At 69.7% G+C, this 24,484-nt stretch carries 25 protein-coding genes and 2 pseudogenes; 14 read left to right on the top strand and 13 right to left on the bottom strand.

What is annotated here, in order from left to right; translation table 11 throughout:
* Window positions 1-20: 20 nt before the first annotated feature.
* Window positions 21-464, top strand: a complete 444-nt coding sequence (locus tag ABZ904_RS04855; RefSeq protein ID WP_361821155.1) for a peptidoglycan-binding protein — start codon at window positions 21-23, stop codon at window positions 462-464.
* A 24-nt stretch (window positions 465-488) separates the two neighbouring features.
* Here the strand turns inward: ABZ904_RS04855 and ABZ904_RS04850 are convergent, their stop codons facing one another.
* Window positions 489-1,154, bottom strand: a complete 666-nt coding sequence (locus ABZ904_RS04850) for an HAD family hydrolase (RefSeq protein ID WP_361821152.1) — start codon at window positions 1,152-1,154, stop codon at window positions 489-491.
* A gap of 254 nt (window positions 1,155-1,408) precedes the next feature.
* Window positions 1,409-1,990 carry a TMEM165/GDT1 family protein gene (locus ABZ904_RS04845; RefSeq protein ID WP_359393226.1) on the bottom strand — a complete coding sequence of 194 codons (582 nt, stop codon included), beginning with the start codon at window positions 1,988-1,990 and terminating at the stop codon, window positions 1,409-1,411.
* A 396-nt stretch (window positions 1,991-2,386) separates the two neighbouring features.
* Here ABZ904_RS04845 and ABZ904_RS04840 point away from each other — a divergent pair, with 396 nt between their 5' ends.
* The 5 genes and pseudogenes from ABZ904_RS04840 to ABZ904_RS04820 all read left to right on the top strand — a co-directional run bounded on the left by ABZ904_RS04840 (window position 2,387) and on the right by ABZ904_RS04820 (window position 7,998).
* Window positions 2,387-3,031, top strand: a complete 645-nt coding sequence (locus ABZ904_RS04840) for an HNH endonuclease family protein (RefSeq protein ID WP_359393224.1) — start codon at window positions 2,387-2,389, stop codon at window positions 3,029-3,031.
* A 67-nt stretch (window positions 3,032-3,098) separates the two neighbouring features.
* On the top strand, window positions 3,099-4,775 hold the full coding sequence (locus tag ABZ904_RS04835) for an alkaline phosphatase D family protein (protein ID WP_361821148.1): 1,677 nt from the start codon (window positions 3,099-3,101) through the stop codon (window positions 4,773-4,775).
* Window positions 4,776-4,917: 142 nt separating this feature from the next.
* Window positions 4,918-6,864: an FAD/NAD(P)-binding protein gene (locus ABZ904_RS04830; protein WP_361821145.1), complete on the top strand. Its 1,947-nt coding sequence runs from the start codon at window positions 4,918-4,920 to the stop codon at window positions 6,862-6,864.
* Between the two features lie 11 nt (window positions 6,865-6,875).
* Window positions 6,876-7,190: pseudogene (locus ABZ904_RS04825) on the top strand (DoxX family protein); the annotation flags it as partial.
* A 211-nt stretch (window positions 7,191-7,401) separates the two neighbouring features.
* Window positions 7,402-7,998: a VTT domain-containing protein gene (locus ABZ904_RS04820; RefSeq protein WP_361821142.1), complete on the top strand. Its 597-nt coding sequence runs from the start codon at window positions 7,402-7,404 to the stop codon at window positions 7,996-7,998.
* Here the strand turns inward: ABZ904_RS04820 and ABZ904_RS04815 are convergent.
* A complete protein-coding gene (locus tag ABZ904_RS04815) occupies window positions 7,970-8,218 on the bottom strand; it encodes a DUF2277 domain-containing protein (RefSeq protein ID WP_359393215.1) in 249 nt (82 codons plus the stop codon). The two genes, ABZ904_RS04820 and ABZ904_RS04815, sit on opposite strands and share 29 nt — an antisense overlap.
* Before the next feature lie 90 nt (window positions 8,219-8,308).
* Here ABZ904_RS04815 and ABZ904_RS04810 point away from each other — a divergent pair, with 90 nt between their 5' ends.
* Window positions 8,309-9,079 carry an MBL fold metallo-hydrolase gene (locus ABZ904_RS04810; protein ID WP_360988751.1) on the top strand — a complete coding sequence of 257 codons (771 nt, stop codon included), beginning with the start codon at window positions 8,309-8,311 and terminating at the stop codon, window positions 9,077-9,079.
* Window positions 9,080-9,181: 102 nt separating this feature from the next.
* Here the strand turns inward: ABZ904_RS04810 and ABZ904_RS04805 are convergent, their stop codons facing one another.
* Genes ABZ904_RS04805 through ABZ904_RS04795 form a run of 3 tightly spaced genes read right to left on the bottom strand, consistent with a single transcriptional unit; the run spans window position 9,182 to window position 11,631 of the window.
* A complete protein-coding gene (locus ABZ904_RS04805) occupies window positions 9,182-9,769 on the bottom strand; it encodes a hydrolase (RefSeq protein ID WP_359393211.1) in 588 nt (195 codons plus the stop codon).
* A 3-nt stretch (window positions 9,770-9,772) separates the two neighbouring features.
* On the bottom strand, window positions 9,773-11,185 hold the full coding sequence (locus ABZ904_RS04800) for an MFS transporter (RefSeq protein ID WP_359393209.1): 1,413 nt from the start codon (window positions 11,183-11,185) through the stop codon (window positions 9,773-9,775).
* A complete protein-coding gene (locus ABZ904_RS04795) occupies window positions 11,182-11,631 on the bottom strand; it encodes a MarR family transcriptional regulator (protein ID WP_359393207.1) in 450 nt (149 codons plus the stop codon). Before ABZ904_RS04795 ends, ABZ904_RS04800 begins: the two co-directional genes overlap by 4 nt.
* A 171-nt stretch (window positions 11,632-11,802) precedes the next feature.
* Here ABZ904_RS04795 and ABZ904_RS04790 point away from each other — a divergent pair, with 171 nt between their 5' ends.
* Window positions 11,803-12,159 (top strand): hypothetical protein, encoded by a 357-nt coding sequence (locus ABZ904_RS04790; RefSeq protein WP_359393205.1) that lies wholly within the window; start codon window positions 11,803-11,805, stop codon window positions 12,157-12,159.
* A 7-nt stretch (window positions 12,160-12,166) separates the two neighbouring features.
* A complete protein-coding gene (locus tag ABZ904_RS04785) occupies window positions 12,167-12,370 on the top strand; it encodes a hypothetical protein (RefSeq protein ID WP_360988746.1) in 204 nt (67 codons plus the stop codon).
* Window positions 12,371-12,403: 33 nt separating this feature from the next.
* On the opposite strand, the gene ABZ904_RS04780 is transcribed toward ABZ904_RS04785, so the two are convergent.
* Window positions 12,404-12,877: a hypothetical protein gene (locus tag ABZ904_RS04780; RefSeq protein ID WP_359393201.1), complete on the bottom strand. Its 474-nt coding sequence runs from the start codon at window positions 12,875-12,877 to the stop codon at window positions 12,404-12,406.
* Between the two features lie 233 nt (window positions 12,878-13,110).
* On the opposite strand from ABZ904_RS04780, the gene ABZ904_RS04775 reads away from it, so the two are divergent.
* From ABZ904_RS04775 to ABZ904_RS04765, 3 genes are all read left to right on the top strand, one after another.
* The gene (locus ABZ904_RS04775; protein WP_361821136.1) at window positions 13,111-13,737 is read left to right on the top strand and encodes a hypothetical protein; all 627 of its coding nucleotides are present in this window, start codon (window positions 13,111-13,113) and stop codon (window positions 13,735-13,737) included.
* A 447-nt stretch (window positions 13,738-14,184) separates the two neighbouring features.
* Window positions 14,185-15,708, top strand: coding sequence for an FAD-binding oxidoreductase (locus ABZ904_RS04770; RefSeq protein WP_359393195.1), 1,524 nt, complete (start codon window positions 14,185-14,187; stop codon window positions 15,706-15,708).
* Between the two features lie 363 nt (window positions 15,709-16,071).
* A complete protein-coding gene (locus ABZ904_RS04765; protein WP_361821133.1) occupies window positions 16,072-16,617 on the top strand; it encodes a hypothetical protein in 546 nt (181 codons plus the stop codon).
* A gap of 145 nt (window positions 16,618-16,762) precedes the next feature.
* Here ABZ904_RS04765 and ABZ904_RS04760 read toward each other — a convergent pair whose 3' ends face one another.
* The 3 genes from ABZ904_RS04760 to ABZ904_RS04750 form a co-directional block, all read right to left on the bottom strand.
* The gene (locus ABZ904_RS04760) at window positions 16,763-18,208 is read right to left on the bottom strand and encodes a HAMP domain-containing sensor histidine kinase (RefSeq protein WP_361821131.1); all 1,446 of its coding nucleotides are present in this window, start codon (window positions 18,206-18,208) and stop codon (window positions 16,763-16,765) included.
* Between the two features lie 261 nt (window positions 18,209-18,469).
* Window positions 18,470-19,138: a class I SAM-dependent methyltransferase gene (locus tag ABZ904_RS04755; protein WP_361821127.1), complete on the bottom strand. Its 669-nt coding sequence runs from the start codon at window positions 19,136-19,138 to the stop codon at window positions 18,470-18,472.
* Window positions 19,139-19,310: 172 nt separating this feature from the next.
* Window positions 19,311-19,493, bottom strand: a complete 183-nt coding sequence (locus ABZ904_RS04750; RefSeq protein ID WP_359393187.1) for a hypothetical protein — start codon at window positions 19,491-19,493, stop codon at window positions 19,311-19,313.
* A 1,040-nt stretch (window positions 19,494-20,533) separates the two neighbouring features.
* Between ABZ904_RS04750 and ABZ904_RS04745 the strand changes: the two genes are divergently transcribed.
* Both ABZ904_RS04745 and ABZ904_RS04740 read left to right on the top strand, forming a co-directional pair.
* A complete protein-coding gene (locus tag ABZ904_RS04745; protein ID WP_359393185.1) occupies window positions 20,534-21,403 on the top strand; it encodes an LLM class F420-dependent oxidoreductase in 870 nt (289 codons plus the stop codon).
* Window positions 21,404-21,497: 94 nt separating this feature from the next.
* Window positions 21,498-21,635, top strand: a pseudogene (locus ABZ904_RS04740) (IS5/IS1182 family transposase); the annotation flags it as partial.
* Between the two features lie 39 nt (window positions 21,636-21,674).
* On the opposite strand, the gene ABZ904_RS04735 reads toward ABZ904_RS04740, so the two are convergent.
* The 3 genes from ABZ904_RS04735 to ABZ904_RS04725 all read right to left on the bottom strand — a co-directional run bounded on the left by ABZ904_RS04735 (window position 21,675) and on the right by ABZ904_RS04725 (window position 24,016).
* Entirely contained in the window at window positions 21,675-22,442 is a 768-nt protein-coding gene (locus tag ABZ904_RS04735) for a maleylpyruvate isomerase family mycothiol-dependent enzyme (protein ID WP_360988726.1), read from the bottom strand.
* Between the two features lie 105 nt (window positions 22,443-22,547).
* Window positions 22,548-22,883, bottom strand: coding sequence for a hypothetical protein (locus ABZ904_RS04730; RefSeq protein ID WP_359393181.1), 336 nt, complete (start codon window positions 22,881-22,883; stop codon window positions 22,548-22,550).
* Between the two features lie 305 nt (window positions 22,884-23,188).
* Complete coding sequence (locus tag ABZ904_RS04725; RefSeq protein WP_360988723.1) at window positions 23,189-24,016, bottom strand: class I SAM-dependent methyltransferase; 828 nt, start codon at window positions 24,014-24,016, stop codon at window positions 23,189-23,191.
* Window positions 24,017-24,484: the final 468 nt, after the last annotated feature.

Raw genomic sequence — 24,484 nt, 5'->3', positions numbered from 1 at the left:
CCGAGGGCATCCGGGCGAGCGTGCCGGAGGCCTCGTCGCCGAGCGAGGTGTCGGCCCCGCCGTCCACGGTCTCGGCGGCGGCACCTTCGGTGAGTGCGCCGCCGTCGCCGACCGGCAGCCCCTCGCCCTCGGTGACGTACAGCGCGTCACCGACCCCTTCCGTCTCCGCCGCCCCGAGCCGCTCGGCCACGACCGCGAGGGCCAGCGGATCGCCGTCCCCGACCTCCGGGAGCGATGCCGGCCTCGTCCTGCGGCCGGGCGACGAGGGCCCCGAGGTCACCGAGCTCCAGCTCCGGCTGCGTCAGCTGAACCTGCACAGCGGCAAGGCGGACGGCGAGTACGACAGCCAGGTGGAGTACGCGGTGCGCACCTACCAGTTCGCGCGCGGCGTCACCGGGGACGAGTACGGGGTGTACGGGCCCGCCACCAGGCTGAAGCTGGAGTCGGAGACGACCGAGCCCTGACGCGCCCGGCGGGACACCGCCCGGTCAGCCGATGTGCACCCGGATGGTCCCGCCCTCCGCCGCCTCGGCGCGCACCCGGGTCAGGTCCGGGACCAGGACGTCGGGGCTGTGCACACCGGCCCGGTGGCCGACGCCGACCACCCGCATCCCGGCGGCGCGCCCCGCGGTGATACCGGCGCCGGAGTCCTCGAAGACGACGCAGTCCTCAGGGGCGACACCCAGTTCGGCGGCACCCTTCAGAAAGCCCTCGGGGTCAGGCTTGCTCGCGCCCACGCACTCGGCGGTGATCCGCAGGTCGGGCAGCTTCAGGCCCGCCGCACCCATACGGGCGGTGGACAGTGCCACGTCCGCCGACGTCACGAGGGCGTGCGGGAGCCCGGCCAGGGAGGCGAGGAACGCGGAGGCGCCGGGAACCTCGACCACGCCGTCCACGTCCGCGGTCTCCTCGGCGAGCATGCGGTCGTTGTCGGCGAAGTTCTGCTCCATGGGGCGGTCCGGCAGCAGGACGGCCATGGACGCGTACCCCTGGCGTCCGTGCACGACCTTCATCACCTCGTCCGCGTCCAGCCCGTGCCGGTCCGCCCAGCGCCGCCAGCAGCGCTCCACGACGGCGTCGGAGTTGACGAGGGTGCCGTCCATGTCCAGCAGGAGGGCGCGGGCGGTGAGAACGGTCGTGGCCGGCATCGGCATGGCTCCAGTGCGCGAGGAAGGGGCCGACGGGCGGCCCCAGGGACAAGGCGGCCCCGCCCGCCGGTCAGGGGGAGCGGACGGGAGCCACTTTGTTCCTTCACGATACAAAACAGGCTCGCCTCGTGCCACCGCCCCTGACCTGCATCGGAGTCGCTCCCTCCGGAACGGTCATCTCGAGGACACCGCTGCGACACCGCATGGACGCCGTAGCGACAGGCGAACGGACATCTGTGCCGCAGCCCGCGGCACTCGCGTCACGCCGCGACGGCCTCGTACAGGCTCCATACCCCGAGGCCCAGCATCAGCAGCGCCGCCACCTTGGTGATCAGCTTCAGCGGCACCCTCTTCATCAGCGCCCTGCCGCCGACGATACCGAGGCCCGCGACGGCCCACAGGGCGAGGACGGCGCCGAGACCCACCGAGAGGGGGTCGTCGTAGCGGGCGGCGAGGTTGGCCGTCATGATCTGGGTGAGGTCGCCGAACTCGGCGACCAGGATGAGCATGAAGCCCGCGGTCGACACCTTCCAGAAGCTCTGGTTCTCCGGCCGGCGGATCTCCTCGTCGTCGTCGCCCTTCTTCAGCAGCAGCACGGCCGCGCCCCCGAGGAAGAGCACTCCGGTGATCCCGTGCACGATCTGCTGCGGCAGCAGGGTCAGCAGACTGCCCGCCGCGACGGCGAGCACGACGTGCAGCAGGAAGGCGGCGGCGACACCGGCGAAGACGTACGAGGCGCGGTAGCGGGTGCCGAGGACGAGTCCGGCGAGGGCCGTCTTGTCCGGCAGCTCGGCCAGGAAGACGACGCCGAAGACGAGCGCCAGGACGGTGATGCTGATCAAAATTCCTCAATCGGTCGGGGCTGCCCCACCGAGAGCGCTGTGACTGCCGCAACACCTCGGCACGGCAGCGCACGGGTCACCCGTGCCGAGGACACGGATGTGCGCTGCATGCCGAAGGTCTCGCTGGCCGATCCTCGACAAGGATCCACCTCCGGGCGCCGGCTCAGACGAGCTGAGCAGTATGTCGACGGTCCGGCGAAGAGCTACTCCCCTTCTGCGCGCCCCATGCTACGCGACCACCGGGCGGCCCTTCAGGGGCCGTAAGTCATGTCACACCCCTTGTTGTGTCATGTACGCGTCACTAGCGTCTAACCGGACGCATACCTCCAGGCAACGCGCCCCCGCGAGCATGTCCTGGCTCGCACCTCAACACCCCCACCCCACAAGGGAGTTCACATGCTCAAGGTCTACGCGCGTCGACGCGTCAGCATACTCGCGGCTCTTACCGGACTCATAGCCTCCGTCGGACTCTTCAACGGTCCGACCGCCTCGGCCGCACTCCCCACTCCGGTCAGTGGCGCCACCGCCCGCAGCTACCTCGCCTCGCTCACCGTGGCGACGGAGAACCGCACCGGCTACAACCGCGACCTCTTCCCGACCTGGATCACCATCAGCGGCACCTGCAACACCCGCGAGTACATCCTCAAGCGCGACGGCTCGAACGTCGTCACCGACTCCTCCTGCGCCGCCACCAGCGGCAGCTGGTACTCCCCGTACGACGGCGCGACCTGGACCGCCGCCTCCGACCTCGACATCGACCACCTGGTCCCGCTCGCCGAGGCCTGGGACTCCGGCGCCGGCAAGTGGACGACGTCCCAGCGCCAGGCGTTCGCCAACGACATCACCCGTCCGCAGCTGCTCGCCGTCACCGACAACGTCAACCAGGCCAAGGGCGACCAGGACCCGGCCACCTGGATGCCGTCCCGCACGGCCTACCGCTGCACGTACGTCCGGGCCTGGGTGCAGGTGAAGCACTACTACAACCTCTCGGTCGACTCGGCCGAGAAGAGCGCGCTGCAGAGCTACCTCGCCAACTGCTGATCTCCGGCCCCTCCCCGCTCACCTCCGTCGTTCCGTACCGTACGGGGCGACGGAGGAGGGGATCACCGTGGCGAGACTGTGCCTGGGGCCGCTGCTGAGATACGTGGACGGCTCGTCCGCGACCGTGTGGGTCGAGGCGAGCCGCCCCTGCACCGCCGAGGTGCGCTGCCCCTCGGGCGCCCACGGCACGGCCAGGACCTTCCACATCGCCGGGCACCACTACGCGATCGTGCCCGTGACCGGACTCGTGCCGGGCACCACGGAGCCGTACGAAGTGCTGCTGGACGGCACTCCCGTATGGCCACCGCCCGAGTCGCCGTTCCCGCCCTCCTCCATACGCACCCCGGACCCCGAGGTGCTCCGCGTCACCTTCGGCTCCTGCCGCTGGGCCGCGCCCCCCGTCGGCCGCAAGGACCCGGTGGGCCCCGACGCGCTGGACACACTGGCGGCGCGCCTTGCCGCCGCCCCGGACGCCGAACGTCCCGACGTCCTGCTGCTGTTGGGCGACCAGGTGTACGCGGACGAGACCTCGTCCGCGATGCGCGAGCGGATCACCGCCCGCCGCGGGTTCGCCGGTCCTTCCCGGCGTTCCCGGTTCCGCCCGGACCGGGCGGACCCCATCGGCAGCCAGGTGGCGGACTACGAGGAGTACAGCTGGCTGTACCACGAGTCGTGGCGGGACCCGGAGATCCGCTGGCTGCTGTCGACCGTGCCCAGCTGCATGATCTTCGACGACCACGACATCATCGACGACTGGAACACCAGCGCGTCCTGGCTCGCCGGTGTGCGCGCGACCGCGTGGTGGCGCGAGCGGCTGCTGAGCGGCCTGATGTCGTACTGGGTCCACCAGCACGTCGGCAATCTCTCCCCGGCGGAGCTGGCCGCCGACCCGCTCTACGCGGCCGTGCGCGAGACCCCGGACGGCACGGACGTCCTGCGCGCGTACGCCGCCCAGGCCGACACCCACCCCGGCACCGTCCGCTGGAGCTACCACCGGGACTTCGGCCGCGTGAGGGTGGTGATGGTGGACACCCGGGCGGCCCGCGTCCTCGACGAGGACGGCCGGGCGATGCTGGCTCCCGCCGAGGCACAGTGGCTGCGCGAGCAGGCGCTCGGCGCCCGGAACGGCTGCGACCATCTGCTGATCGGCAGCTCCCTGCCCTGGCTGCTCCCCCATCTCGTACACGACGCCGAGGCCTGGAGTGCCGCCCTGTGCCGGGGCCGTCGCGGGGCCCGCTGGGCCCGCTTCGGCGAACGCCTGCGCCAAGGCGCGGACCTGGAGCACTGGGCGGCGTTCCCGGAGTCGTTCCAGGCACTGGCCGACCTCATCGCCGAGGCGGGGGCGGGGCCGGGGGCGCCGGCCAGTGTGTCCGTGCTGTCCGGCGATGTGCACCACGCGTACATCGCCGAGCCCATGTGGCCGGACGCCGGGCCCGACGCCCGTGTGCTCCAGCTGACCTGCTCCCCGGTCCACAACTCCGTCCCGTGGTCCATAAGACTCGGCTTCCGCTTCGGCTGGAGCGGCCTCGGGCGGTTCCTCGGCCGCCGCCTGGCCCGCCACGGACGGGGCCCGCGACCCCGTCTCGACTGGCGCCGCAGAGGCGGCCCGTGGTTCGGCAACCACCTCATGACGCTGACACTGCACGGCCGTTCCGCGTCATTGCGGGTCGACCGGGCACGTCCGGACGGGACCGGAAAGGCACGGCTCACGACCGTGGAGGAGTCGCCCTTGACCACCTCATGAGGGACATCCGGGGCGTGTGGGACGCGCGTTGGCTTCCGCGGCCCGCGACGGCATGATGATGCGGACTGCCGGGTTCCACCGGCACGTCTGTCACCCTGCGCCCCCACACGCCCGGGAGTCACCCGTTTTGTCTGCCGCGACCATGGAATCCGTGTCCGTCTCCGTCGCCGTCGTCGGCGCGGGACCACGCGGCACCAGCGTCCTGGAACGCCTCTGCGCCTCCGCCCCGGAACTCCTCCCACCCGGCGCGCGACTGACCGTGCACGTCGTGGACCCGGCACCGCCGGGGCCGGGCCGCGTCTGGCGCACCGCGCAGTCCCCCGAGTTGCTGATGAACACGGTGGCCTCACAGGTGACGCTGTTCACGGACGAGAGCGTCGAGTGCGCGGGGCCGATCCGGCCCGGACCGAGCCTGTACGAGTGGGCTCACGGCGACAGACCGGCTCCCGCTGGTGAGTTGGAGTCCCAAGGCCCCGAACACAGGAGCGCCACAAGCCCGTTGGGACCCGACGACTACCCCACCCGCGCCCAGTACGGCCGGTACCTGGAGTGGGTGTTCGCCCGTGCGGTGGGCGGCGCCCCGGCCGCGGTCCGGGTCCAGGTGCACAACGCCCGCGCGATACGCCTGCAGGACGCGTCCGACGGCCGCCAGACCCTCACCCTCGCCACCGGGCGCACCCTGACCGGACTGTCCGCCGTGGTCCTGGCCCAGGGCCATCTGCCCGCCGCAGCGGACCCCGACCGGCTCCGGCTCGCCGCGCATGCGGTCCGTCACGGGCTGCGCCACATCCCGCCGGCCAACCCGGCGGACGTCGACCTCTCCCCGCTCGCACCCGGGGAAACGGTCCTGCTTCGTGGGCTGGGCCTCAACTTCTTCGACCACATGGCCCTGCTCACGACGGGCCGCGGCGGCCGGTTCGTCCGCACCGCCGAAGGGCTGCGCTACCGGCCCTCGGGGCATGAGCCGCAGCTGTACGCCGGATCCCGCCGCGGTGTGCCGTACCAGGCGCGCGGCGACAACGCCAAGGGCCCCTACGGCCGCCATGTCCCCCTGCTGCTGACGGACGAGGTGACAGCCCGCTTCCGTAAGCGCGCCGACTCGGGCGAGGCGCCGGACTTCAGGGAAGAGCTGTGGCCGCTCGTGGCCAAGGAGGTGGAAACGGTCTACTACGAGGCGCTGTTGGCGCGCCGGGGTGCCGAACGGCCCGGCTTCCGGGGCCGTTTCCTCGCCGCCCGCCACCGCGCCCCCGAGGAGAGCGCGCTCCTGGACGAGTTCGGCATACCGGATACGGACCGCTGGTGCTGGAAACGCGTCTCCCGCCCGTATAGGGGACGGACCTTCGCCTCGCCCTCCGCATGGCGCGATTGGCTTCTTGCCCATCTGCGCGAGGACGCCGCACAGGCCGCGCTCGGCAATGTGGAGGGTCCGCTCAAGGCAGCCCTGGACGTGCTGCGCGATCTGCGCAACGAGCTGCGGCTGATCGTCGACCACGGCGGTCTGTCCGGCGCCTCCCGCCGGGATCACCTGGACCGCTGGTACACCCCGCTCAACGCCTTCCTGTCCATCGGCCCGCCCAGGCGGCGCATCGAGGAGATGACCGCGCTGATCGCGGCGGGCGTACTGGAGGTGGTGGGCCCGTGTCTGGAGGTGCGGGCCGAGTCCGGCGCCTGGGTCGCCCACTCGCCGGACGTCCCAGGCTCGACCGTACGCGTCCGCACACTCATCGAGGCGCGGCTGCCGGAGCCAGATCTACGGCGCACCGCCGACGCACTCCTCGGCGGCCTGTTCCGAACGGGTGGATGCCGTCCGCACACGGTGGACGGTTACGAAACCGGAGGCGTGGACGTCACACCGCGGCCCTACCGCCTGATCGACCGTCAGGGCGTCGCCCATCCACGGCGGTTCGCGTTCGGTGTGCCCACCGAGGGCGTGCACTGGGTGACCGCGGCGGGCGCCCGCCCCGGGGTGGATTCGGTCACCTTGTCCGACTCCGACGCGGTGGCACGGGCCGTTCTGCGCACCGCGTCGGCGGAAACGGAACCGCCGGCACGGTCGGCCACCTGGCCGAATGTTGAACTGCCCGCATAGATCAGGCGTGCACCGTACCGGCCGACACCTGGCCGTTCCGGCACGCCGCCGTGATTCAGCTCGTCGCCGGCGCCCTGGTGCTGCGCGGCCTCGGCACGCGAGGTGCCGCGTCCATGGCGTCCGGCTCGATGGCGTTCGCGTACTTCGACGTGCACCAGTCGGGCGCCCTGCGGCCGGTCCAGAACGGCGGCGAGATGTCGGCGATCTTCTGCTGGTCCGTCCTGCTGCTGGTCTTCACCGGCTCCGGCGCGTTCGGCCTGGACCGCCTCCTCGCCTTCCGGTCCGTCACCGCGGCAGGCCCTGCCTCGGACCCCGTCACGGCCTGATCCACCCCGGCGCACGGACGGCGCGCCCGGCGGCGGAGTCGGGCCCTTCCGTGCCTCCCGCGACCGGCCGCCACACAGGCTCCTCACCAGCCCCCGGTGCATCTACCGCCACAACCGCGGCGTACTCTGTTCGGCTGTCGAAGGCCGCTCCTGCCGCTCCCCCGAAAGATCGCGGCTCGCAGTCGCCTCTGGGGAGTCGGACGGGGAGTTCGTGTTGGAGAGTGTGGGGTCGCTGGCCGACAGCCCCTGGATATACCCCGCGGTGGCCCTGTCGGTGCTGCTGGACGTCTTCCTGCCGGTGCTGCCGAGCGGCGTACTGGTGATCGCGGCGGCGACCGCGGCGGCCGGAACGGCCGTGGGGCACGCTCCGGACATCCTCGGGCTCATCCTGTGCGCGGCGGCCGCCTCGGTCCTGGGGGACCTGGTGGCCTACCGGCTTGCCTGGCGCGGGGGTGCCCGGCTGGACCGCGCGATCGCACGCTCGCGCCGGCTGACCAGCGCGCAGGAACATCTCGGTAGGGCCCTCGCCCGCGGCGGCGGCGCCCTGGTGATCCTCGCCCGGTTCGCGCCCGCGGGCCGCTCGGTCGTCTCCCTGGGTGCGGGCGCCGCCCACCGCCGCGCTCGCGACTTCCTGCCCTGGTCGGCGCTGGCGGGCATCACCTGGGCCGCCTACAGCGTGGCCCTCGGCTACTTCGGCGGGCAGTGGCTGGGCGCGAGCTGGCTGGCGACGGGCGTCTCGGTGGTGGCCCTGTTCGCGGCGGGCGCCGGCGCGGCCTGTCTCATACGCCGTCCGGAACCGCGGAAGTAGCGTCACGGGACCGTCCTCGTACCTCGAGCCCGGCGAGCAGTTCCGCGGTGGCCGCGGCGACGGCGTCGACCGCGTGGTCGAAGACCTCACGGTTGTGGGCGGCCGGGGCGCGGAAACCGGAGACCTTGCGCACGAACTGGAGCGCGGCGGCCCGGATCTCGTCCTCCGTGGCCTCCTCGGGGATGACGGGCGGTCGGAGCGTCTTGATACTGCGGCACATGGGTCCAGTGTCGCGCCCTCGCGCCGCCCGCACCCTCCCTCACGCGAAACCGGTGGGAATACCCCTGTTCGCCACTGGATTGTGCAGGCCATGACCACTGCCGACATCCTCTACGTGGGCGGCCCCACCGCCGTCATCGAGCTGGGCGGCGTACGTCTCCTCACCGACCCCACCTTCGACCCGCCGGGCGAGTACCCCATCGGCTCGCGCAGCCTGGTGAAGACGGCAGGCCCGGCGCTCCCGGAGACGGAGATCGCCCCGGTCGACGCCGTCCTCCTCTCCCACGACCAGCACCCGGACAACCTCGACACGGCCGGACGCCGCTACCTCGCCGCGGTCCCGCTGACTCTCTCCACGGCGTCGGCGTACGACCGCATCGGCGCCCCGGTGCGGGCCCTGCCGGCCTGGCAGCACGCGGACCTTCCACGCCCGGACGGCGGGGTGCTGCGGGTCACGGCCGTACCCGCGCTGCACGGCCCCGAGGGCAGTGAGCCGGTCGTCGGCGAGGTCACCGGATTCGTGCTGTCCGGCGAGGGCCTGCCCACCGTGTACGTCAGCGGGGACAACGCCTCACTCGGCGTGGTGCGTGCGATCGCCGACCGGCTCGGCCCGTTCGACGTGGCCGTCCTGTTCGCCGGTGCCGCCCGCACCCCGCTGGTCCCGGACGCCCCGCTGACGCTGACCAGTGAGGACGCCGCCGAGGCGGCCCGGATCCTCGGCGCCCGCCATGTGGTCCCTCTGCACTTCGAGCACTGGGCCCACTTCACACAGGGCGGCGCCGAGCTCACCGAGGCGTTCTCGGAGGCGGGCCTGGCCGACCGGCTGCACCTTCCGGAGCCGGGGTCCCTGATACGCCTGTAGCGGCCCCGGTCGTTCCGGGGCCGCCAGGTGTGCTCCGGGCGGAAGCCGCCGCCCGGCGCTCGGGAGGCCGGCTCGGACCGACGGGTCCGACCGGCCCCGGGATCAGACCAGGTGGGTCTTGGCCAGCAGCTCCAGGACCTCGGCGGTCGTGCCCGTCTCGCCGAGGCGCGGGAAGATCCGCTCGACGCTGCCCTGGTGCGACTCGACATCTCGGTCGGCCATCGCGTCGGTGGCGAGGGTGACGTGGTAGCCGTGCTCGTACGCGGCCCGGGCGGTCGACTCGACGCCGATGCTGGTGGCGATACCGGTCAGCACGATCTGGGTGACCCCGCGGCGGCGCAGCTGGACGTCGAGGCCGGTGCCGTGGAAGGCACCCCAGTTGCGCTTGGTCACGTGGATGTCCCCCGGGTGGCCGGACAGTTCGTCGACGATGACGTCCCAGCCCTCCGGGAAGGCGCCGGCGCCGGGTACGCGCTCGGTGCGGCCGGGTACGACGTCCGCACCGTCGGCGGCGAAGGAGACCCGGACCAGCACGACGGGGAGGTTCCGGGCCCTGAAGGCGTCGGCGAGCTCGACACTGCGGGCCACCACGTCGGGCCCGCTGTGCGGCTGGACGGGCGTCCCGACGATGCCGTTCTGCAGGTCGATCACGACCAGCGCGGTGCGCGGGTCGAGGGTGGTGAGAGCCATGGATCAGGCCTTTCCTGACGTGGGTGTGCGCGAAGGGGAGGTGGACAGGGAACGGTCCGGCAGCGTGACCAGCACCAGCAGGACGGATCCCGCTGCCATGAACAGGGCCAGGTGGTGCAGCCCCGTCGAGTCGGCGCCGTGGGCGAAGAAGGCCGCGTTGGCGGCGGACGCGCCCAGTGCGCCGAGGTACATGAAGGTGCGCAGCAGTCCGGCGGCGGAGGCGATGCGCTCGGGAGCGGACTGCCGGTAGAGGGCGTTCTGGGTGGCGAGTCCGATCAGGCCTTGCGGGACACCCATGACGACGCCGACGGCGAGCAGCAGCCACACCGGGCTGCCGGAGTTCAGCATGAGCAGCCCGGCGCAGCCCACGACCTGGACCACGCCGCCGACGAGCAGCTTGCCGCGCACCGCCTCACGGCGCCCGGTGATACCGGAGACGGCCAGGGCGCTCGCCGACAGCGGCAGCAGCACCAGACCGGCGGCGGACGGGCCCAGCCCGCGCCCCTCCTCCAGCCACTGGGTGAACCCGTACAGGAACGCGTACGCGGTGGTGTAGCCGAGGAACTGGCGCAGATACGTGGCGAGCAGCGGGACATTGCCGCCGAGCACCCGCAGGTCGATGAACGGCCTGGGCGTCCGCAACTCCCGCAGGGCGAAGCCCGTTGCGGCCACGACGGCGAGCAGTGGCATCCACCAGTGCGTCAGGTGCGGGCTCATCAGGAAGAACATGAGGGACAGGAGCATGGCGGTGAAGAGCACCATGCCCGGCAGGTCGACGGTGCGCCGGTCCTGGACGACCTTCGACCGGGGCAGCCACAGCGTCCCGAGGACCAGACAGGCCGCGGACAGCGGCACGTTGACCGTGAAGATCACACGCCAGCCGCCCACGCCGATCAGGAATCCGCCGAGCGCCGGTCCGACGACGGCGACGGCCTGGTTGGCGACGGAGAGCGCGGTCAGCACCAGGGCCGGGCTGTCCCGCCCGGTGCGCTCGGCCTCGTTCCGGGTCAGCTGCATGGACGCCGGATACGCGGCCGAGGTGCCGAGGCCGAGCAGCACGCGCGCGGCGATCAGCAGACCGAGGGACGGCGCGAGCGCACCCATCAGGCCGGCGGCGCCCACCAGGGCCGTACCGGTCAGATAGAGGCGGCGCGGCCCGTACATGTCGACCAGCCGCCCGATGACGGGCTGCCCCACGGCAGTGGCGAGGTAGAGCGCCGACACGAGCCAGGCGGTCTCGGCGGGCGGTGCCCCGAAGGCGATGCCGATCGGGACGAGCGCCACGGCGATCATCGCGGAGTTGATCGGGTTGAGGACCGACCCCAGGATCATCGGGGCGATGAGCCGGCGGTCGAAGCGGCCGGCCGGGGTGGGGCGCCGGGTCCCGGCCGGCGCGCCGGCCGGTTTCGGTATCACTGGCGGGTCAGCTGTTCCATCAGCGCGAGCGCTGCCAGCACGGTCTGGCGCTCCTCCTCCGTGTAGCGGTCCTGCAGGGCACGGGTGAGCCATTCCTCGCGGGCCTGCTGGTCGCCTTCGACGCGCTCGCGTCCGGCCTCGGTGAGGGTGACCAACTGGCGGCGGCCGTCGTCAGGATCGGGACTGCGCCGGATCAGTCCGAGCTGTTCGAGGACGGCGAGCGTGGCGGCCATCGACTGCGGACGCACACCCTCGGCGGACGCCAGGGTGCTGGCGGTGGCGGCGCCGCCTTTGCTGATCAGGGTGAGCGCGGACACCTGGGAGGGCGTGAGCTCCTCGTCCCCGGCGACCTCTCTGATACGGCGCCGCAGCCGGCTGAACACGACGCGCAGGTCACGAGCCGCCCGGGCGGCGGATTCGGAGACGCCTTCGGGCTTCTGGTCCATGCCCGACACGCTAATTCCTTCAGGTAAAACTGTCCAGTTTCACCTGTCCAATCCCACCCGGGCAGGCGGACCTGGGCAACTCGCCCTGAAGATCTCCGAGCCGGTCAACCGTTCGAGTGAACCGGAAGAAGCGGCTCGCATCGCAAAATCGAACAGGCGTAGCATTGCGGCGTGGCTGCGACCTATGACTTTCCGAGTGACCTCCTCGCTGGTCAGGAGGAGCTGCATCAGGTCCGGGCCGAGCTTCTGGCCCTGCTGAAGCGGCTTCCCTGGTCGGTGGAGCCGCTCGACGCATTCAGTGACGACACCGGCTGGCGCAAGGTGGAGCGCCCCGCCTCCCCGGGCTGGACCGAGGACGAACAGGCCGAGGTGGAGAAGCTCCGTCAGCGCGAGCGCGAACTGGCGGTCTTCGTCTCCTGCCACCGCTTCTGGGCGGAGGTGGCGGTGGAGAGCACGGTGGACACACGGATGCGCCTGAAGCACGCGCACGAGGCGCCGCCCGGTGAGTCGTCACGAGGCAAGTACTGACAAGGAGTTGACGGAACGAAGGAAGACCGAAGCCCCCGGCCGCCTGCTTGAGGTCCGGGCGGTCACGGAGGTGCGGTCGGGCGGTGTCCTGGACGGACACGGACGAACGTTCGACAGGTCCGGCGACCGGCTGTGCGGGGTGGTCCAGGAGCTCGACAAGCTGCACAGGGCGGCGCGATCGGACCTGACGATCAGCCGCGCCCGGCCGTGAGCCGCCGGTCGGCGAATCCGTGGAGGGACCGGTTCAACCGGGCTCCACTGCGCCGCGCCGCTGCGATGCGAAGGCCGCGGTGCCGGCGCACACGACGCCGGCCAGCGCGAAGCCCACCACGCCCGGGTTGACGTAGCCCGGAACGGCTTCGGCGGCGTAGCTTCCGCCGTCCTTCGTCACGCAGACGAACCGGAGGGGCACGTAGTCCACGGTGTAGTCGACGACATGCAGCGCTCGCTCCCACTGGCCCGGCGTCCGGCAGGGCCGCAACGGCGCCGAATCGGTGCCGCCGTCCTCCGCGTCCAAGACCGCGCCGCCGACACCGAGCAGGCCCCACGCGTACAAGGCGGCCGCGCCGGCGCCCAGGAACGCGGCGAGACTCCGCAACCACACCTGGCGGTCGGCGTGGCGGAGGCCGACCCTGCCCAGGGTGCCGAAGCCGTACCCGGCGAAGGCGAAGGGAACGACCAGCCCGGCCGGGATGAGCAACAGGAGCAGATACGCCATCGGGTGAGCCAACCAACCCGAGAACACGTCGACCGTGACGGAGCCCACAGTTCCGGCAACAGGAGCGTCACAGCTCGTGGAGGCCTCCCCCTCGACTCATCCGAGCCGAGCCGGAACTCCCCTTCAGAACCAGCCGGCAAGAGCACACGGTCCTGGCTCTACCGGACCGGAGACCGTCCAGCGTGTCAGTACCACCTGCGATGATCCCTGAGTCACCCCGGGTGGGAGGGATCATGGGCATCGGCTACAAGACGTCATGGCTCGCTGTGCGGGACGCCACACCGGAGGAGGTCGCCGACGCTCTCGGGCTGCGACACCGGCGGACCGTGGACTGGACAGAGGGCACCGGCGCTGCCTCCCGGCAGGGAGTCTTCGTGGCCAGGCCCGTCCCCGACTGGACGATCGCCCACGGTCGGATCCACTTGCCTGCCGGGATCGACGCCACCGATCCACGCTTTCCCACCTGGCTCCGGACGCTGGGTACGCAACTTGGGGACGTCCAGTACTTCGCCACCGACCGCATCGGCGAATACCACGCCTGGGCCAAGGTGGAATCCGGCGAGCTGACCCGCGCCTACTGCTACATCGGTATGCACGGCGACGTTCCGCTGCACATCGGCGAACCCACCGATGTCGAGAGGGAACTCGGTGTCGGACAGCGCTGGCTCGAGGACGGATGGCAGGACTGGCAGGAACCGCAATGGGACGAATGGAACGCTGCCATGCCGCGAGAAGCCGATGTCATGCGCATAGCCCAGAACTGGAGCATCTGCCCCCTGGACATCCCGGACGACACCGTCGACGCCCCAGGGATCCACGGCCTCCCGTCCGGTGTCGAACCACGCCCTGAACGCGAATAGGCGGGCCCCGCACATGCCGCACATCCCGGGTTACGAAGACGGCCCTCTGGTCGCGGGCAGCGCCCCTCTGGACAACCCCTTGTTCTGGCCCGTGCACCTCGGCTCCTGCTTGCAGTCGGCCATGGGCGCCAAGACGACGGATTAGCATTAAAAGGACGGAAACACTTCCGGAGTTTTTCCAAAAACGGGGCCGAGTGAGGGAAATTACCCTCCGCGCACGCTTCTCGACCACAGTCGTTGCAGGCCCGTATTTGTGAATTCACACCCGTCCCGAAAGCGTGCAACATGTCGTCATCGTGCCTGATAGGCGTGTCAGGCAACACCTTAACGATCACTCCGGTTACCGTGCGGGCCCCAGGTGTTTTTCACAAGGGATTGAACACGCCAGTCGACGGACGAGATTTTTTAGCCAATTACTGGCGTATCCCGGTCGAGAGGATACGGACCATGCACGACTTTTCGCGTCGCGGCCTGTTCAAGGCGACGGCGGTGGCCGGAGCCGGCGCGGTCGCCGTCCCGGGCGTTACGGCCGTGGAGGCCCCGTACGCGAGCGCCGCGAGCCACGGGCACGAGAACGGGAAGTGCCCGCGGGCGCAGCTGACCGGCCGCATCGTCCACTCCGAAGACGCCGGATACACGGACGCGCGCCTCGGCTGGGACCAGCTCTTCTCCCACTATCCGCTGGTCATCGTCTTCGCCCAGAACACCCAGGACGTGGTCAACGCCCTGACGTGGGCGCGGCAGAACGACGTGGCGGTGCGGGTGCGGAGCGGCCGCCACGCCCTTGAGGGCTGGTCGAACGTGGACAACGGCCTCGTGATCGACATCAGCGAGTTGAAGTCGGTCCACATCGACACCCGCTCTCGTATCGCGACAGTCGGCGCTGGGCTCAACCAGTTGGAAGCGGTGACCACACTCGCGAAGCAGGACCTCGCGGTGACGACGGGAACGGAGGGCAGCGTAGGCCTGTCCGGTGCGACGCTCGGCGGCGGATTCGGCTTCCTCACACGCTGGCTCGGCATGGCCTGCGACACCCTTGTGGGGGCCGAGATCGTCGTCGCGTCGGGTACGGAGTGCGCCAAGGCGATCAGGGTGGATCTGGAAAACCACTCGGACCTGCTCTGGGCGCTCCGCGGGGCGGGAAACGGCAATTTCGGGATCGTCACGTCACTCACCTACAGAGTGGCTCCGCTGAAGAGCGTCACTTATCTGCAAGCGACGTGGTCCGGATCCGAGGTTCTGCAGGACGACCTGCGAGGGGTCTTCGACGCATGGCAGCGTACGGCACCGGTCGCGGACAACCGGCTCGGCACCCAGCTTGAGATCCACAAGAACCAGATCCTGCTGTTCGCAGTTCTCGCCGAGGGATCGGAGGCAGAGACGCGGCAGTTGCTGGCCCCGATCCTGTCGGTCGGCAGCCCCCAGGTCTCGGTTGAGGTCGACAACTGGGGTGTGGTGTATGCGAAATTCCAGATTCCGACCGCGGCCGAACCCGCGAACTGGAAGTTCTTCTCCCAGTTCACCACCAGACCGTTCCCGATGACGGCAATCGACGTGATCGCCTCATTCATGCAGAACGCCCCTACGGACGACAGCAATTTCTTCACCCAGGCCTTCGGCGGGGCGGTCAGGAGGAGCCCCCGGGGCGGCACCGCTTTCCCGCATCGCAACGCGCTCTTCTACTCCGAGCCCGGCGCCGGCTGGGGGAAGCGCAGCGACCAGCCAGGCGTCTCCGACCCGCTCACCCCGCAGGCCCAGGCCTGGGTCGCCGAGTTCAGCCAGGCGCTGCGGCCCTACGTGAACGGCGCCTACGTCAACGTGCCGAACATCGCGCAGCAGGATTGGGAAACCGCCTACTGGGGATCCAACTTCGACCGGCTGCGCGAGATCAAGGCCAAGTACGACCCGTACAACGTCTTCCAGTACGAGCAGAGCATCCCGCCGGCGTCCCGCTCGCGCGAACGCGCGTGACCCACCTCAGCCGGCAGGCACTTGCGCTCGCCCTCTGCCATCGGCCCGCGCACGGCCCGTCCGGCGCGTAGGCGGCACGACGGCCCCGAGCAGCCACCACCAATGACCGAGGCCCAGGTCTCCGGGTACCACCCCGCTGATCTGGGCCTCGGTCGCGTCCCAAGGATCTTCCACCCCTGGTCATCCGGCCGTCGGGGTCGGCAGCACCCGCTCGGCCAGCCGCAGCACCGTCGCCATGGCGCCCTTTTCACGCCAAGCCATTCTCAGCGCGATCGGTTCGTAATGATCCGTGACCCGTAGGAAGCGCACACCCGGTGTGCTGACGTTGTCGGCGAGCCGGGCCTGCTCGCGGAGTGGCTGCGGGTGCAGGACCGGCTGCTCCCCGAGTTGCTGACCGGCTATGCCGACGTCGGAGCGACCGATCCGGCGGCCGTCGACGAGCTGCGGGCGCGATCACGGCAGGTCAGGGAGCACCCGGAGACCGCGGTGAAGGAGTCGCACACCGAACCGGCCCAGCGTCACAGTCCCTGGTCGACCGCGCAGCTGGAGCAGATCGGCACCCAGGTGTCCATGGTCGCCGGGTGCGTCACCCTGCTGCACGAACGCCTGCCGCGAACTCCGCACGACACCGTGCCGGCGCTGACCGAACTGGCCGATCCGATGCACGAACACCTCTCCGCTCTGGCCCGTGCCGCCGCCGGAGGCGAGCCCGTGGCCCCGGGAGCACTGCGGTCGGTGTTCGACTCCTTCACCGCCCGGTCCGGCCTGCCGACCGAGCTGTCCTACGGTTCCGACAGAGCTGTGACCAGCCACGCCGTCGCCCTGAGCGCCGCAACCGTCGACGCCGTCGAGGCCCTCACCGCCACCATCGCCTCCCGCCACCGCCCCCGTCGCCACGCGGCAGCCTGAGATTCCGCAGGCCGGTCGTCCGCCTCGGCCGGCCAGCCGAGGCCGAGGAGAACCGCGTCCCAGGGATCGTCCACCCCCTTGATCCGTGCGCGCACGTGTGCAACGCGGGCGCGGACCGTGCGGTGGAAGGTGTTGTGCTCCCCTACTACGCCGCTGCCTCGGAGCTCGCGCGCCCGGGCTCCATGGATGACGGTGGGTTGCGCGTACCGGGGATGCGTATGACCGCCTCGGTCCCCTGAGCATCGGCGGGCTGCAGCGTCACTGTGCCACCGGCCTGCTGAACAACCTTGGCCACGATGGCGAGGCCCAGACCGCTTCCCGGCAGGCTGCGCGCTGTCGGCGAGCGCCAGAACCGGTCGAACACATGCGGCAACTCGTCGGCGGGAATGCCCGGACCTTGGTCGCGCACCGTCAGCCGGCCGTCGCTGAGCCGAAGACTCACGGTGCCTCCGGCGGGCGAAAACTTGACGGCATTGTCGAGCAGGTTCACCACCGCTCTTTCCAGAGCGGTGGGTTCGGACAACACGTACCACTCATCCAGGTCACTGGTGAACTCGAGTTCACTGCCCCGCAGCTTCACACGCTCCATGGCACGTCTTGCCACTTCGTGCAGGGCGACGACGTGCAGGGATGTCTCGTCCGGCGTGGTGTCCGGCCGGGAGAGCTCCTGCAAGTCGGCTATGAGGGCCGCGAGTTCTCCCACCTGGGACTCCACGGAGTGAAGCAGGTCGTTCATGGCCTTTTCGGGAAGATTCCGGCCTGACCTGTGGCTCCTGATCAAGAGTTGGATGTTCGCGCGGAGCGATGTGAGTGGGGTGCGCAACTCGTGTCCGGCATCGGCGATGAGTTGCTGTTGGCGGTCTCGCGACGTCGCGAGAGCCTCGGTCATGTCGTTGAAGCTCTTGGAAAGCCTGGCGATCTCGTCATTGCCGTCGGCAGGTATCCGAACTGTCAGGTCTTGCGTGTGTGCGATGTGCTCCGCGGCATCCGTGAGATGTCCCACCGGCCGCAGGCCGGCACGGCTGATTCCTATCCCGGCCGTGGCCGCGCCGATGACGCCGAGTCCTGCGAAGCCGAGCAGGAAGAGGGCGAGACTGTTCAGGGGCTTGTCCACGACATTGAGGGATTGCGCGATGGATACCGCGTAGTCCCCCGAGAACCGCGGGGGCATATCGGGATGTGTCGTCGAAACGCGCATCCTCTGCCCGTCCTCCGACGTGGCGTCATGCACCGCCGACCTGAGCATGCCCCGCGCGACGGCGAGATCGCTCTCGTCGACGGCAATCTTCTTGTTGCCAGGAGCGACACATACCGTCCCGTCCGCGGTGATGACCTGCACCACATAGGGCGTGGGCGTTTCGCTGCGTTGACCCGTGTCCGGCAATTCCGTACCGCACAGACTCAGCAGATCCTGGACATACCCGGGCGATGCCTGCACGCTCTCCAAGTTCGAGTCCAGTTGAGCTGTCAGCTGCTGACGGGTGACGAGCCATGACGCTACTGCGACGGCACTCACCGCTACGGCCACGGCCACGGCAGCGGACAGTCCCAGTCGCAGCCGCAAGGTCAGACGCCAGAGCGGGCTCTTCATGTCAGTCGTTCCCTCGAGTGTTCACTGCGCGCCCCTTGCCACTCCGAGGCAGGCGCGTTTGCACCATGGCCGCCCACCGGCCCTGGGCAGACTGCCCAGACGGCGCACGCACGCCGGCTGCACCGTGCGCTGACCGGCTCCCTCGTCCTATGCCGAGAGTGTGCGACGCGAAAATGAGAGCCATCTGAACGCTCTGGCCCGATGTCCCGCCGGCCCGGCCTCCGAGGAACTGCAAGCTCATCATCAAGGGGATGGCGGCCCCTATTGGTTTGTGGACATGGCCTCGACTTTGCGTGCGAGCAGGTGAATCTCCTGGAACTGCCGACGGTCGGTGGGCTGTGGATTACGAACCATCCGGGCTATCTCGGCCAATCCGGACGTGCGCAGCATCGCGGCGAGGTGATCAGGCGACCACCGATAGGCCGGCGCAACCGCGTGGTCGAAGACCTGTGGCGGGTGAGACGGGTCATCGCCGGCCCAGAAGCCGACCAGAAGATGGCCGCCAGGTGCCAGCACGCGATGGAACTCCGCCAAAATGGAGGGGAGTTCTTGCGGTGGAGTGTGGATGATGGACCAACGGGAAAGGACGCCTTTCAGCATTCCGTCGGCGATGTTCAACGCGGCCATCGAGCCCACGTCGAACCGCAGGTCCGGGTAGGCCTGTCGAGCCAACTTGATCATCGCAGGAGAGGCATCCACGCCGAAAGCCGCCAGCCCCAACTCGCCCAGGCGAGCGGTGATATGGCCAGGTCCACATCCCAGGTCCGCCACCTGACCGCCGCCACTCGCACTGACGACCTCGGCGAAGGCACTCAAGACTGCGCGGTCAAGGGGCCTGCCACGCAGCTCGTCGCGGAACCGCTGCGCATACAAGGAGGCAGCAGCGTCGTAGGCATCACGGGTGGCACTGAGGGCATCATGTCCGACCATGTCCGCGACAATAGTCCTGGCGCTGAGCCCGGCTGCCGTTCCTCCCTCGGCTGCACGCCCCCACGGCGGATCAGGGGACATCCTTCGTCCGCCGCTCTTGGTGTCAGCCGCTGATGTCGGACGTCAGTGGGTCGCTTGACGGTGGCCTGGACAGGGAGCTGCTTCCCCTACCTCAGGAACGCCGACTTGGACGCTGGGCGACCACGACCAGGTACAAGCCGAGGAGGCCGAACGGCATGCCTCCGTAGAACAGCAGGCTGTCACTTCGGGGCCCAGTGATGAAGAGCTGCGTGAAGAGGAAGAGACCGAGGGCCAACGCGCCGTAGCCCCACAGACGCGGCCGTGCGATCGACACTCTCCCCACTGGGAGCCGGGCCGTTGTCACGACAACCAGGCCCGGGGCGAAGCAGAGGACTGTGGCCAAGATCAGAAATATGTCCATGCCGGACTGACATCCCATGGCGAGAACGCGGTGCCGACCAAGTGATCAACCGGCGCGCAGATCATCCACCTCTGCGAGTGCGCACGCAAGATCGAGGGCCCCACGCGCACCTGGGCGCCACCTTTCCTCTCCCGGCATTCGCCGACCGTGATCCTGGCACCGCTCCCGGCCCGTCGTCCCGGTACTCCAACGGGAACGTGTTGTCCTGGAGCATGAGGAGCCGGCCTGGATGTCAGATGCTCCGAAGCCGTCGAGGACATCAAGACGGGTCGCACGTCGGTCGGGATCGGTTCTCCCGTGCCGCGATCTCACGGAACAACGCTGCAAGTTTGCGCAGTTGCTGCTGTCGTGCTTGCTCGGCCTTGTGCCTCGCCCTCGCCTCTCGTGCGTCATCGACGACCCCCCAGGTGCCGCCAAGGCCGACGGCGAACCACACTGCGGCGTGCACGTAGGCGTGCTGGTGCACGCGGTGGATGGCCACGGCGTAGGCGCCGAGGGTACCCAACCGCACAGTCCATCGGTTTATCGCATCGGCCTTCCGCTTGAGCCATCGGTCCCGCGTGGTGCTGTGCCCGCTCAAGTCCTCACCTTGCTTGCTGGTCCTACCGACGGCCGATAGCGCCGAGCCTATAGACGCTGATCCGCCTCGGACGGCCAGGGGAGGGTCCCGGCGCTCGGTCGTGCAGTACTGCGCCATGGGCGGCTCCGCCTCACAGCACAACCCACACCGGGTCCCACCATGGTTCCCCGGGGTTCCCCGCACGATCGGGCACCCATGCGGCACGGGCACCTTGAACCGGCGCATCTCTCCCGGCGCGGCGATCCTGGGCGCGCCGATCTCGTCGGTGGCCTCGCCCGTCCGGATGACATGCCGCACCGCCTCCACTCGAGCCGTGCCACGCCACCCGCACGCGTCCGCGCTTCGCGCTTAGGGTCACGCCAGGAGGTAGCGGATGCGAGTGGGGTTGCACGCGCTCGGCATCGGTGACGGTGCCCGCCCGGAAGTCATCCGAGCGGTGGCCACAGCCGCGGAGACGCACGGCTTCGCAAGGCTCTGGTGCGGCGAGCACGTGGTGCTCGTGGATGCGCCCGTATCCCGTTACCCCTACTCCGTGGACGGCCGGATCGCCGTGCCCGCGGACGCGGACTGGCTGGACCCGCTGCTCGCCCTGAGCTTCGCGGCGGCGGTCACGAGCCGGATCGAACTCGCCACCGGCGTACTCCTGTTGCCTGAGCACAATCCGATCGTGGTCGCCAAACAGGCCGCCACACTCGACGTGCTCTCAGCCGGGCGGTTCAGCCTTGGTGTCGGGGTCGGCTGGTCGGCCGAGGAGTTCGCAGCGCTAGGAGTCCCCTACGCCGGGCGCGGGCGGCGGGCCGAGGAGTACCTCGCCGCGATGCGCACGCTCTGGGCCGAGGACCCGGCCTCCTTCGCGGGGGAGTTCACGCGCTTCGACGCGATCCGGGTCAACCCGAAGCCCCTGCGCGGCGGCCGGCTCCCGGTCATGATCGGCGGCAACAGCGACGCCGCCCTGCGCCGCGCGGTCGCGCTCGCCGACGGCTGGTACGGCTTCAACGTCCCGGCGACCGAGGTCCGCTCCCGCGTGGCCGTCCTCTCCGACGAGTGCGCCCGCCAAGGTCGCGCCTTCGACGAACTCATGGTTGCCGTCGCGTTGAGCGACGGCACACCGGAGCACCTGCCGTCACTCGCCGCAGCAGGCATCGCAGAACTCGTGGTCGTCGGCGCACCCCCGCCGACTCCCGACGCGGCAGCCACCTGGGTCGCGGAACTCGCCCGGACGTGGATTCACGGGAACCAGTGACCGAGGTCGGCTGGGTCACCAGCCACCATGGCCTCGCTCCCCCGGGCACGCGGAGTCCGATCACGGTTCCAGTCATCGCAAAGGGTGGGCCGGACACGCCTCCCACCGCCCTGCCCACTGCTAAGAGCGCCGGGCTACCGTCATCTACACCTTCTTCGACCTCGCCGACACCGTCATCACTGTGCGTGGCCTGATCCGCCAGGCATGGACACATCGCTGGGACGAGTGCCCGAACCCCGTCCGTGACCACCCGCCTATTCGCGCGGCCCTCTTAAAGCGGTGTGCCCTTCAGCCGTCCATCCGGAATTGGCCGACCGCAGAGCCTGAGTGCCAGGTCTTCGGCGGCGCCGTGCAGCGCCGGGCCCGATCCGTACGACCAGTCAAGGTCGGTGGCCTGGAAGCTGTGTCCCTGAATGTTGATGCCGAAGTGTGTGTGCACGCCGCCCTCGGTGAGGTCGTTGAGAACGACCCGGATCGTCTCGTCGGGTGAGCGGCGCGGCACCCCGAGCGGTACGGTCACGTCGAGTCCGTGGATCACCACATGATTGAGCGCGCCGTGGTACCCGCCACCCGGCGGCGTCCAGTGCTGCATCACCTCGTCGCGCAGGTTGGCGACGAGCTTGCCAGTCGGTAGTTCGGCGTCCCGGCGGGCGATCTGGTTCGACAAGCGGCTGAAGTCAAAGTCGCAGCGTCGCAACTCGGCCATGAACTCCTCCTCGGAGTACCGCGCCGCCATGGTCATGTGCGCGATGACTTCGCGAACCCGCCACCCCTCGCACAGAGATGGGGTGTCCCACTGCGCATCGGAGGCGAAGCCGAGCAAGTCGGCGAGGGCCGCGAACTCGGCGGCTACAGCAGGTTGCAGAGAGGCGTCATCCGTCAAGGTCATCAACTCCATGCCGCTCGTACGGTCGTCGATCGTCACCAGGTCAGACGAACCACCTGCGGCAAACTCATCGGTCCACGGTGATACAGGTTCATGGAGATCTCCACAGTGGATCGGCAACCCTCCACGTGAACCCCAGATCCATTCGTGCACCGCAACATGGGTGCTCGGTGCGCACCTGTCCGCGCGACCTCTTTTGGTCCGCACCTGGGACTTCCACGTGAAGGCGTCCGCGGTCCGAACAGCCGACCATCCGCATCACAGATCCACGCGGGACTCTGTCTCCCGGCTCCCCTGCCGCAACACGACGTGCGCGGGCCTGAACGGCAGACTGCGCAGAGTCGGCTCCATGACCGTGAAGAGCGCTTCCGCGTCCGCGCCGTAGGCGTACACCACGGCTTCGCCACCACCGAACTCGTTGCCGTCGACCTCGCCGACTCCCGCCTTCTTGACGGCGACCGCCATGGCCCGCTCAGCGTCGAATATCGCCTCGCGCTCAGCGCGTGAGCCGTACTCGTCGTCACTCAGGCGGTAGTGGGCGATGACGGCCTGTTCGGACGTCTCCGGTTCGGGGAGCTCAAAGAGTGTGTCCATGCGCGCACGATCCCACCAGCCTCTGACAACGCGCCCTGCCGGGCATGCCGTGCGCTCGACGGCGCACGCTTTCCAACTGTGGTGGTGGCGTTCGGGACGGCGCTCAGTCACAAGTAATTCGGCGTACATCAGCCGACCCTGCCGGCCTGAGTCCGCACGTCAGAGGCACCCTGCATCCAGTACCGCCTGAGCGAATGCCTCTGGTGGGGTAGAGAAACCTCCACCGCGCGGAGGCCCCAGGCTTCGGCCGCATACGACGCCTACTGAGCGTGAGGTGATCAGTCCTTCGGCTCGGCCGCCTGGACTCATTCGGCGCGCTGTCCGACACGGAGGACGCTCAGATAACGGCGGGGCGCTCGGTCGCCCATCCGCGTGCGGATGCGCTGGGCGATGGCGTCGAGCAGGGGCTCACGGACGGCGCGGTCGATCTTCCGGTACAGCGACGTCGAGCGAAGGAGATCGGCGAAGCCGTCCCCGTCGAACCACTGAACGGTCGGGTACCAGCGCACGATCGTCGGGCCGAACAATCTTCCAGGGTCGTCGACCAGTCCCCAACCCTCGTCGGTGGTCCGCACGTCGTCCTCCAGTGGCGGATGGCCCCAGCCGGGGTTCCCGGGGCAGAACCGCTCGTGGAGGTCGGCGGTCTCGGCGTACACCTCAGGCTCTCCCGGCCGGCGGACAACGACGTTGCCGAGCAGTGCCATCCAGCCTCCGGGATGGAGCACGCCGTGCGCTCGCTGCCAGCCGATCGACGGGTCGACCCAGTGCCACGACGACGCAGCCACGAGGACGTCGAAGCGTCGACCGCGGTCGTCCCACTCCTCAAACGTCGACGTCTCGACTTCGACGTTGCGAAAGGTGGCGATCCGTTGGCGAGCCAGTACGGCCATGTCCGCGCCCGGCTCGATGGCGGTCACTGAGCATCCGAGCGCTGCCAGCGAGCACGTCGCCTGACCGGTACCGCAGCCCACCTCCAGCACCGACGACCTTTCGTCCATGCCGGTGACGGCGACAAGGTCCGCGAACAGCTCGTCGGGGTATCCCGGCCGGACCCGGTCGTAGATCTCCGGCACCTCGTTGAACACCCGGCCGAGCTCATGTCGATTCGGGCGCGCCTTCGGATCATCAGTCACGAGCGCACAAGCTATGAGGCTCGTCGGCGGGGCGCCACTGGTTTGGCGGCAGCCGCTGACGCGCTGCCGCCGCCAGTCCAGAGAAGTCCGAAGACGATCGAGCCAGTCCAGACGCCCTGCCTCGTTCGTCGAGCAGCTGGCCCATCACCTCGCCGAGTACTCCCGTGCCGGCCGCACCGAGCTCGTCTTTAGCCGTCAACCGGTCCCACGCGAAGATCCGGGCAGTCATCCGCGGAAGTCTTCCGCCGGCTCGGCCAGGAAGAGGTCAAGACCGTCGCCGTGCAGCGTTCGGACCGAAACCACTGAACAGGCCCATCTGCCCGTCAGGTTGGAAAAGCCTCGTTGTCGCGCGACCGCGCTGCCTCAGCGCGGATGCGCGCCTCATGAGCGCAAGCGTGAGCGCGGACGTCACGGCATCCGGGCTTGACGTTCACACTAATGTCAACCTTTAGCTTCGGTTCAGCAGCT

Source organism: Streptomyces sp. NPDC046900, from assembly GCF_040644975.1.
Taxonomy (GTDB): Bacteria; Actinomycetota; Actinomycetes; order Streptomycetales; family Streptomycetaceae; genus Streptomyces.
Note: the sequence above shows the minus strand (reverse complement) of the source record. Positions and strands in the feature narration are given on the sequence as shown.

Bases quoted from the DNA above. Each gene is read 5' to 3' on its own strand.
- ABZ904_RS04850 (WP_361821152.1), bottom strand. From the start codon at position 1,154: ATGCCGATGCCGGCCACGACCGTTCTCACCGCCCGCGCCCTCCTGCTG.
- ABZ904_RS04760 (WP_361821131.1), bottom strand. From the start codon at position 18,208: ATGAAGAGCCCGCTCTGGCGTCTGACCTTGCGGCTGCGACTGGGACTG.
- ABZ904_RS04805 (WP_359393211.1), bottom strand. From the start codon at position 9,769: ATGGCTCTCACCACCCTCGACCCGCGCACCGCGCTGGTCGTGATCGAC.
- ABZ904_RS04815 (WP_359393215.1), bottom strand. From the start codon at position 8,218: ATGTGCCGCAGTATCAAGACGCTCCGACCGCCCGTCATCCCCGAGGAG.
- ABZ904_RS04770 (WP_359393195.1), top strand. From the start codon at position 14,185: ATGCACGACTTTTCGCGTCGCGGCCTGTTCAAGGCGACGGCGGTGGCC.
- ABZ904_RS04795 (WP_359393207.1), bottom strand. From the start codon at position 11,631: ATGGACCAGAAGCCCGAAGGCGTCTCCGAATCCGCCGCCCGGGCGGCT.
- ABZ904_RS04830 (WP_361821145.1), top strand. From the start codon at position 4,918: ATGGAATCCGTGTCCGTCTCCGTCGCCGTCGTCGGCGCGGGACCACGC.
- ABZ904_RS04840 (WP_359393224.1), top strand. From the start codon at position 2,387: ATGCTCAAGGTCTACGCGCGTCGACGCGTCAGCATACTCGCGGCTCTT.
- ABZ904_RS04745 (WP_359393185.1), top strand. From the start codon at position 20,534: ATGCGAGTGGGGTTGCACGCGCTCGGCATCGGTGACGGTGCCCGCCCG.
- ABZ904_RS04755 (WP_361821127.1), bottom strand. From the start codon at position 19,138: ATGGTCGGACATGATGCCCTCAGTGCCACCCGTGATGCCTACGACGCT.
- ABZ904_RS04810 (WP_360988751.1), top strand. From the start codon at position 8,309: ATGACCACTGCCGACATCCTCTACGTGGGCGGCCCCACCGCCGTCATC.
- ABZ904_RS04780 (WP_359393201.1), bottom strand. From the start codon at position 12,877: ATGGCGTATCTGCTCCTGTTGCTCATCCCGGCCGGGCTGGTCGTTCCC.
- ABZ904_RS04775 (WP_361821136.1), top strand. From the start codon at position 13,111: ATGGGCATCGGCTACAAGACGTCATGGCTCGCTGTGCGGGACGCCACA.
- ABZ904_RS04730 (WP_359393181.1), bottom strand. From the start codon at position 22,883: ATGGACACACTCTTTGAGCTCCCCGAACCGGAGACGTCCGAACAGGCC.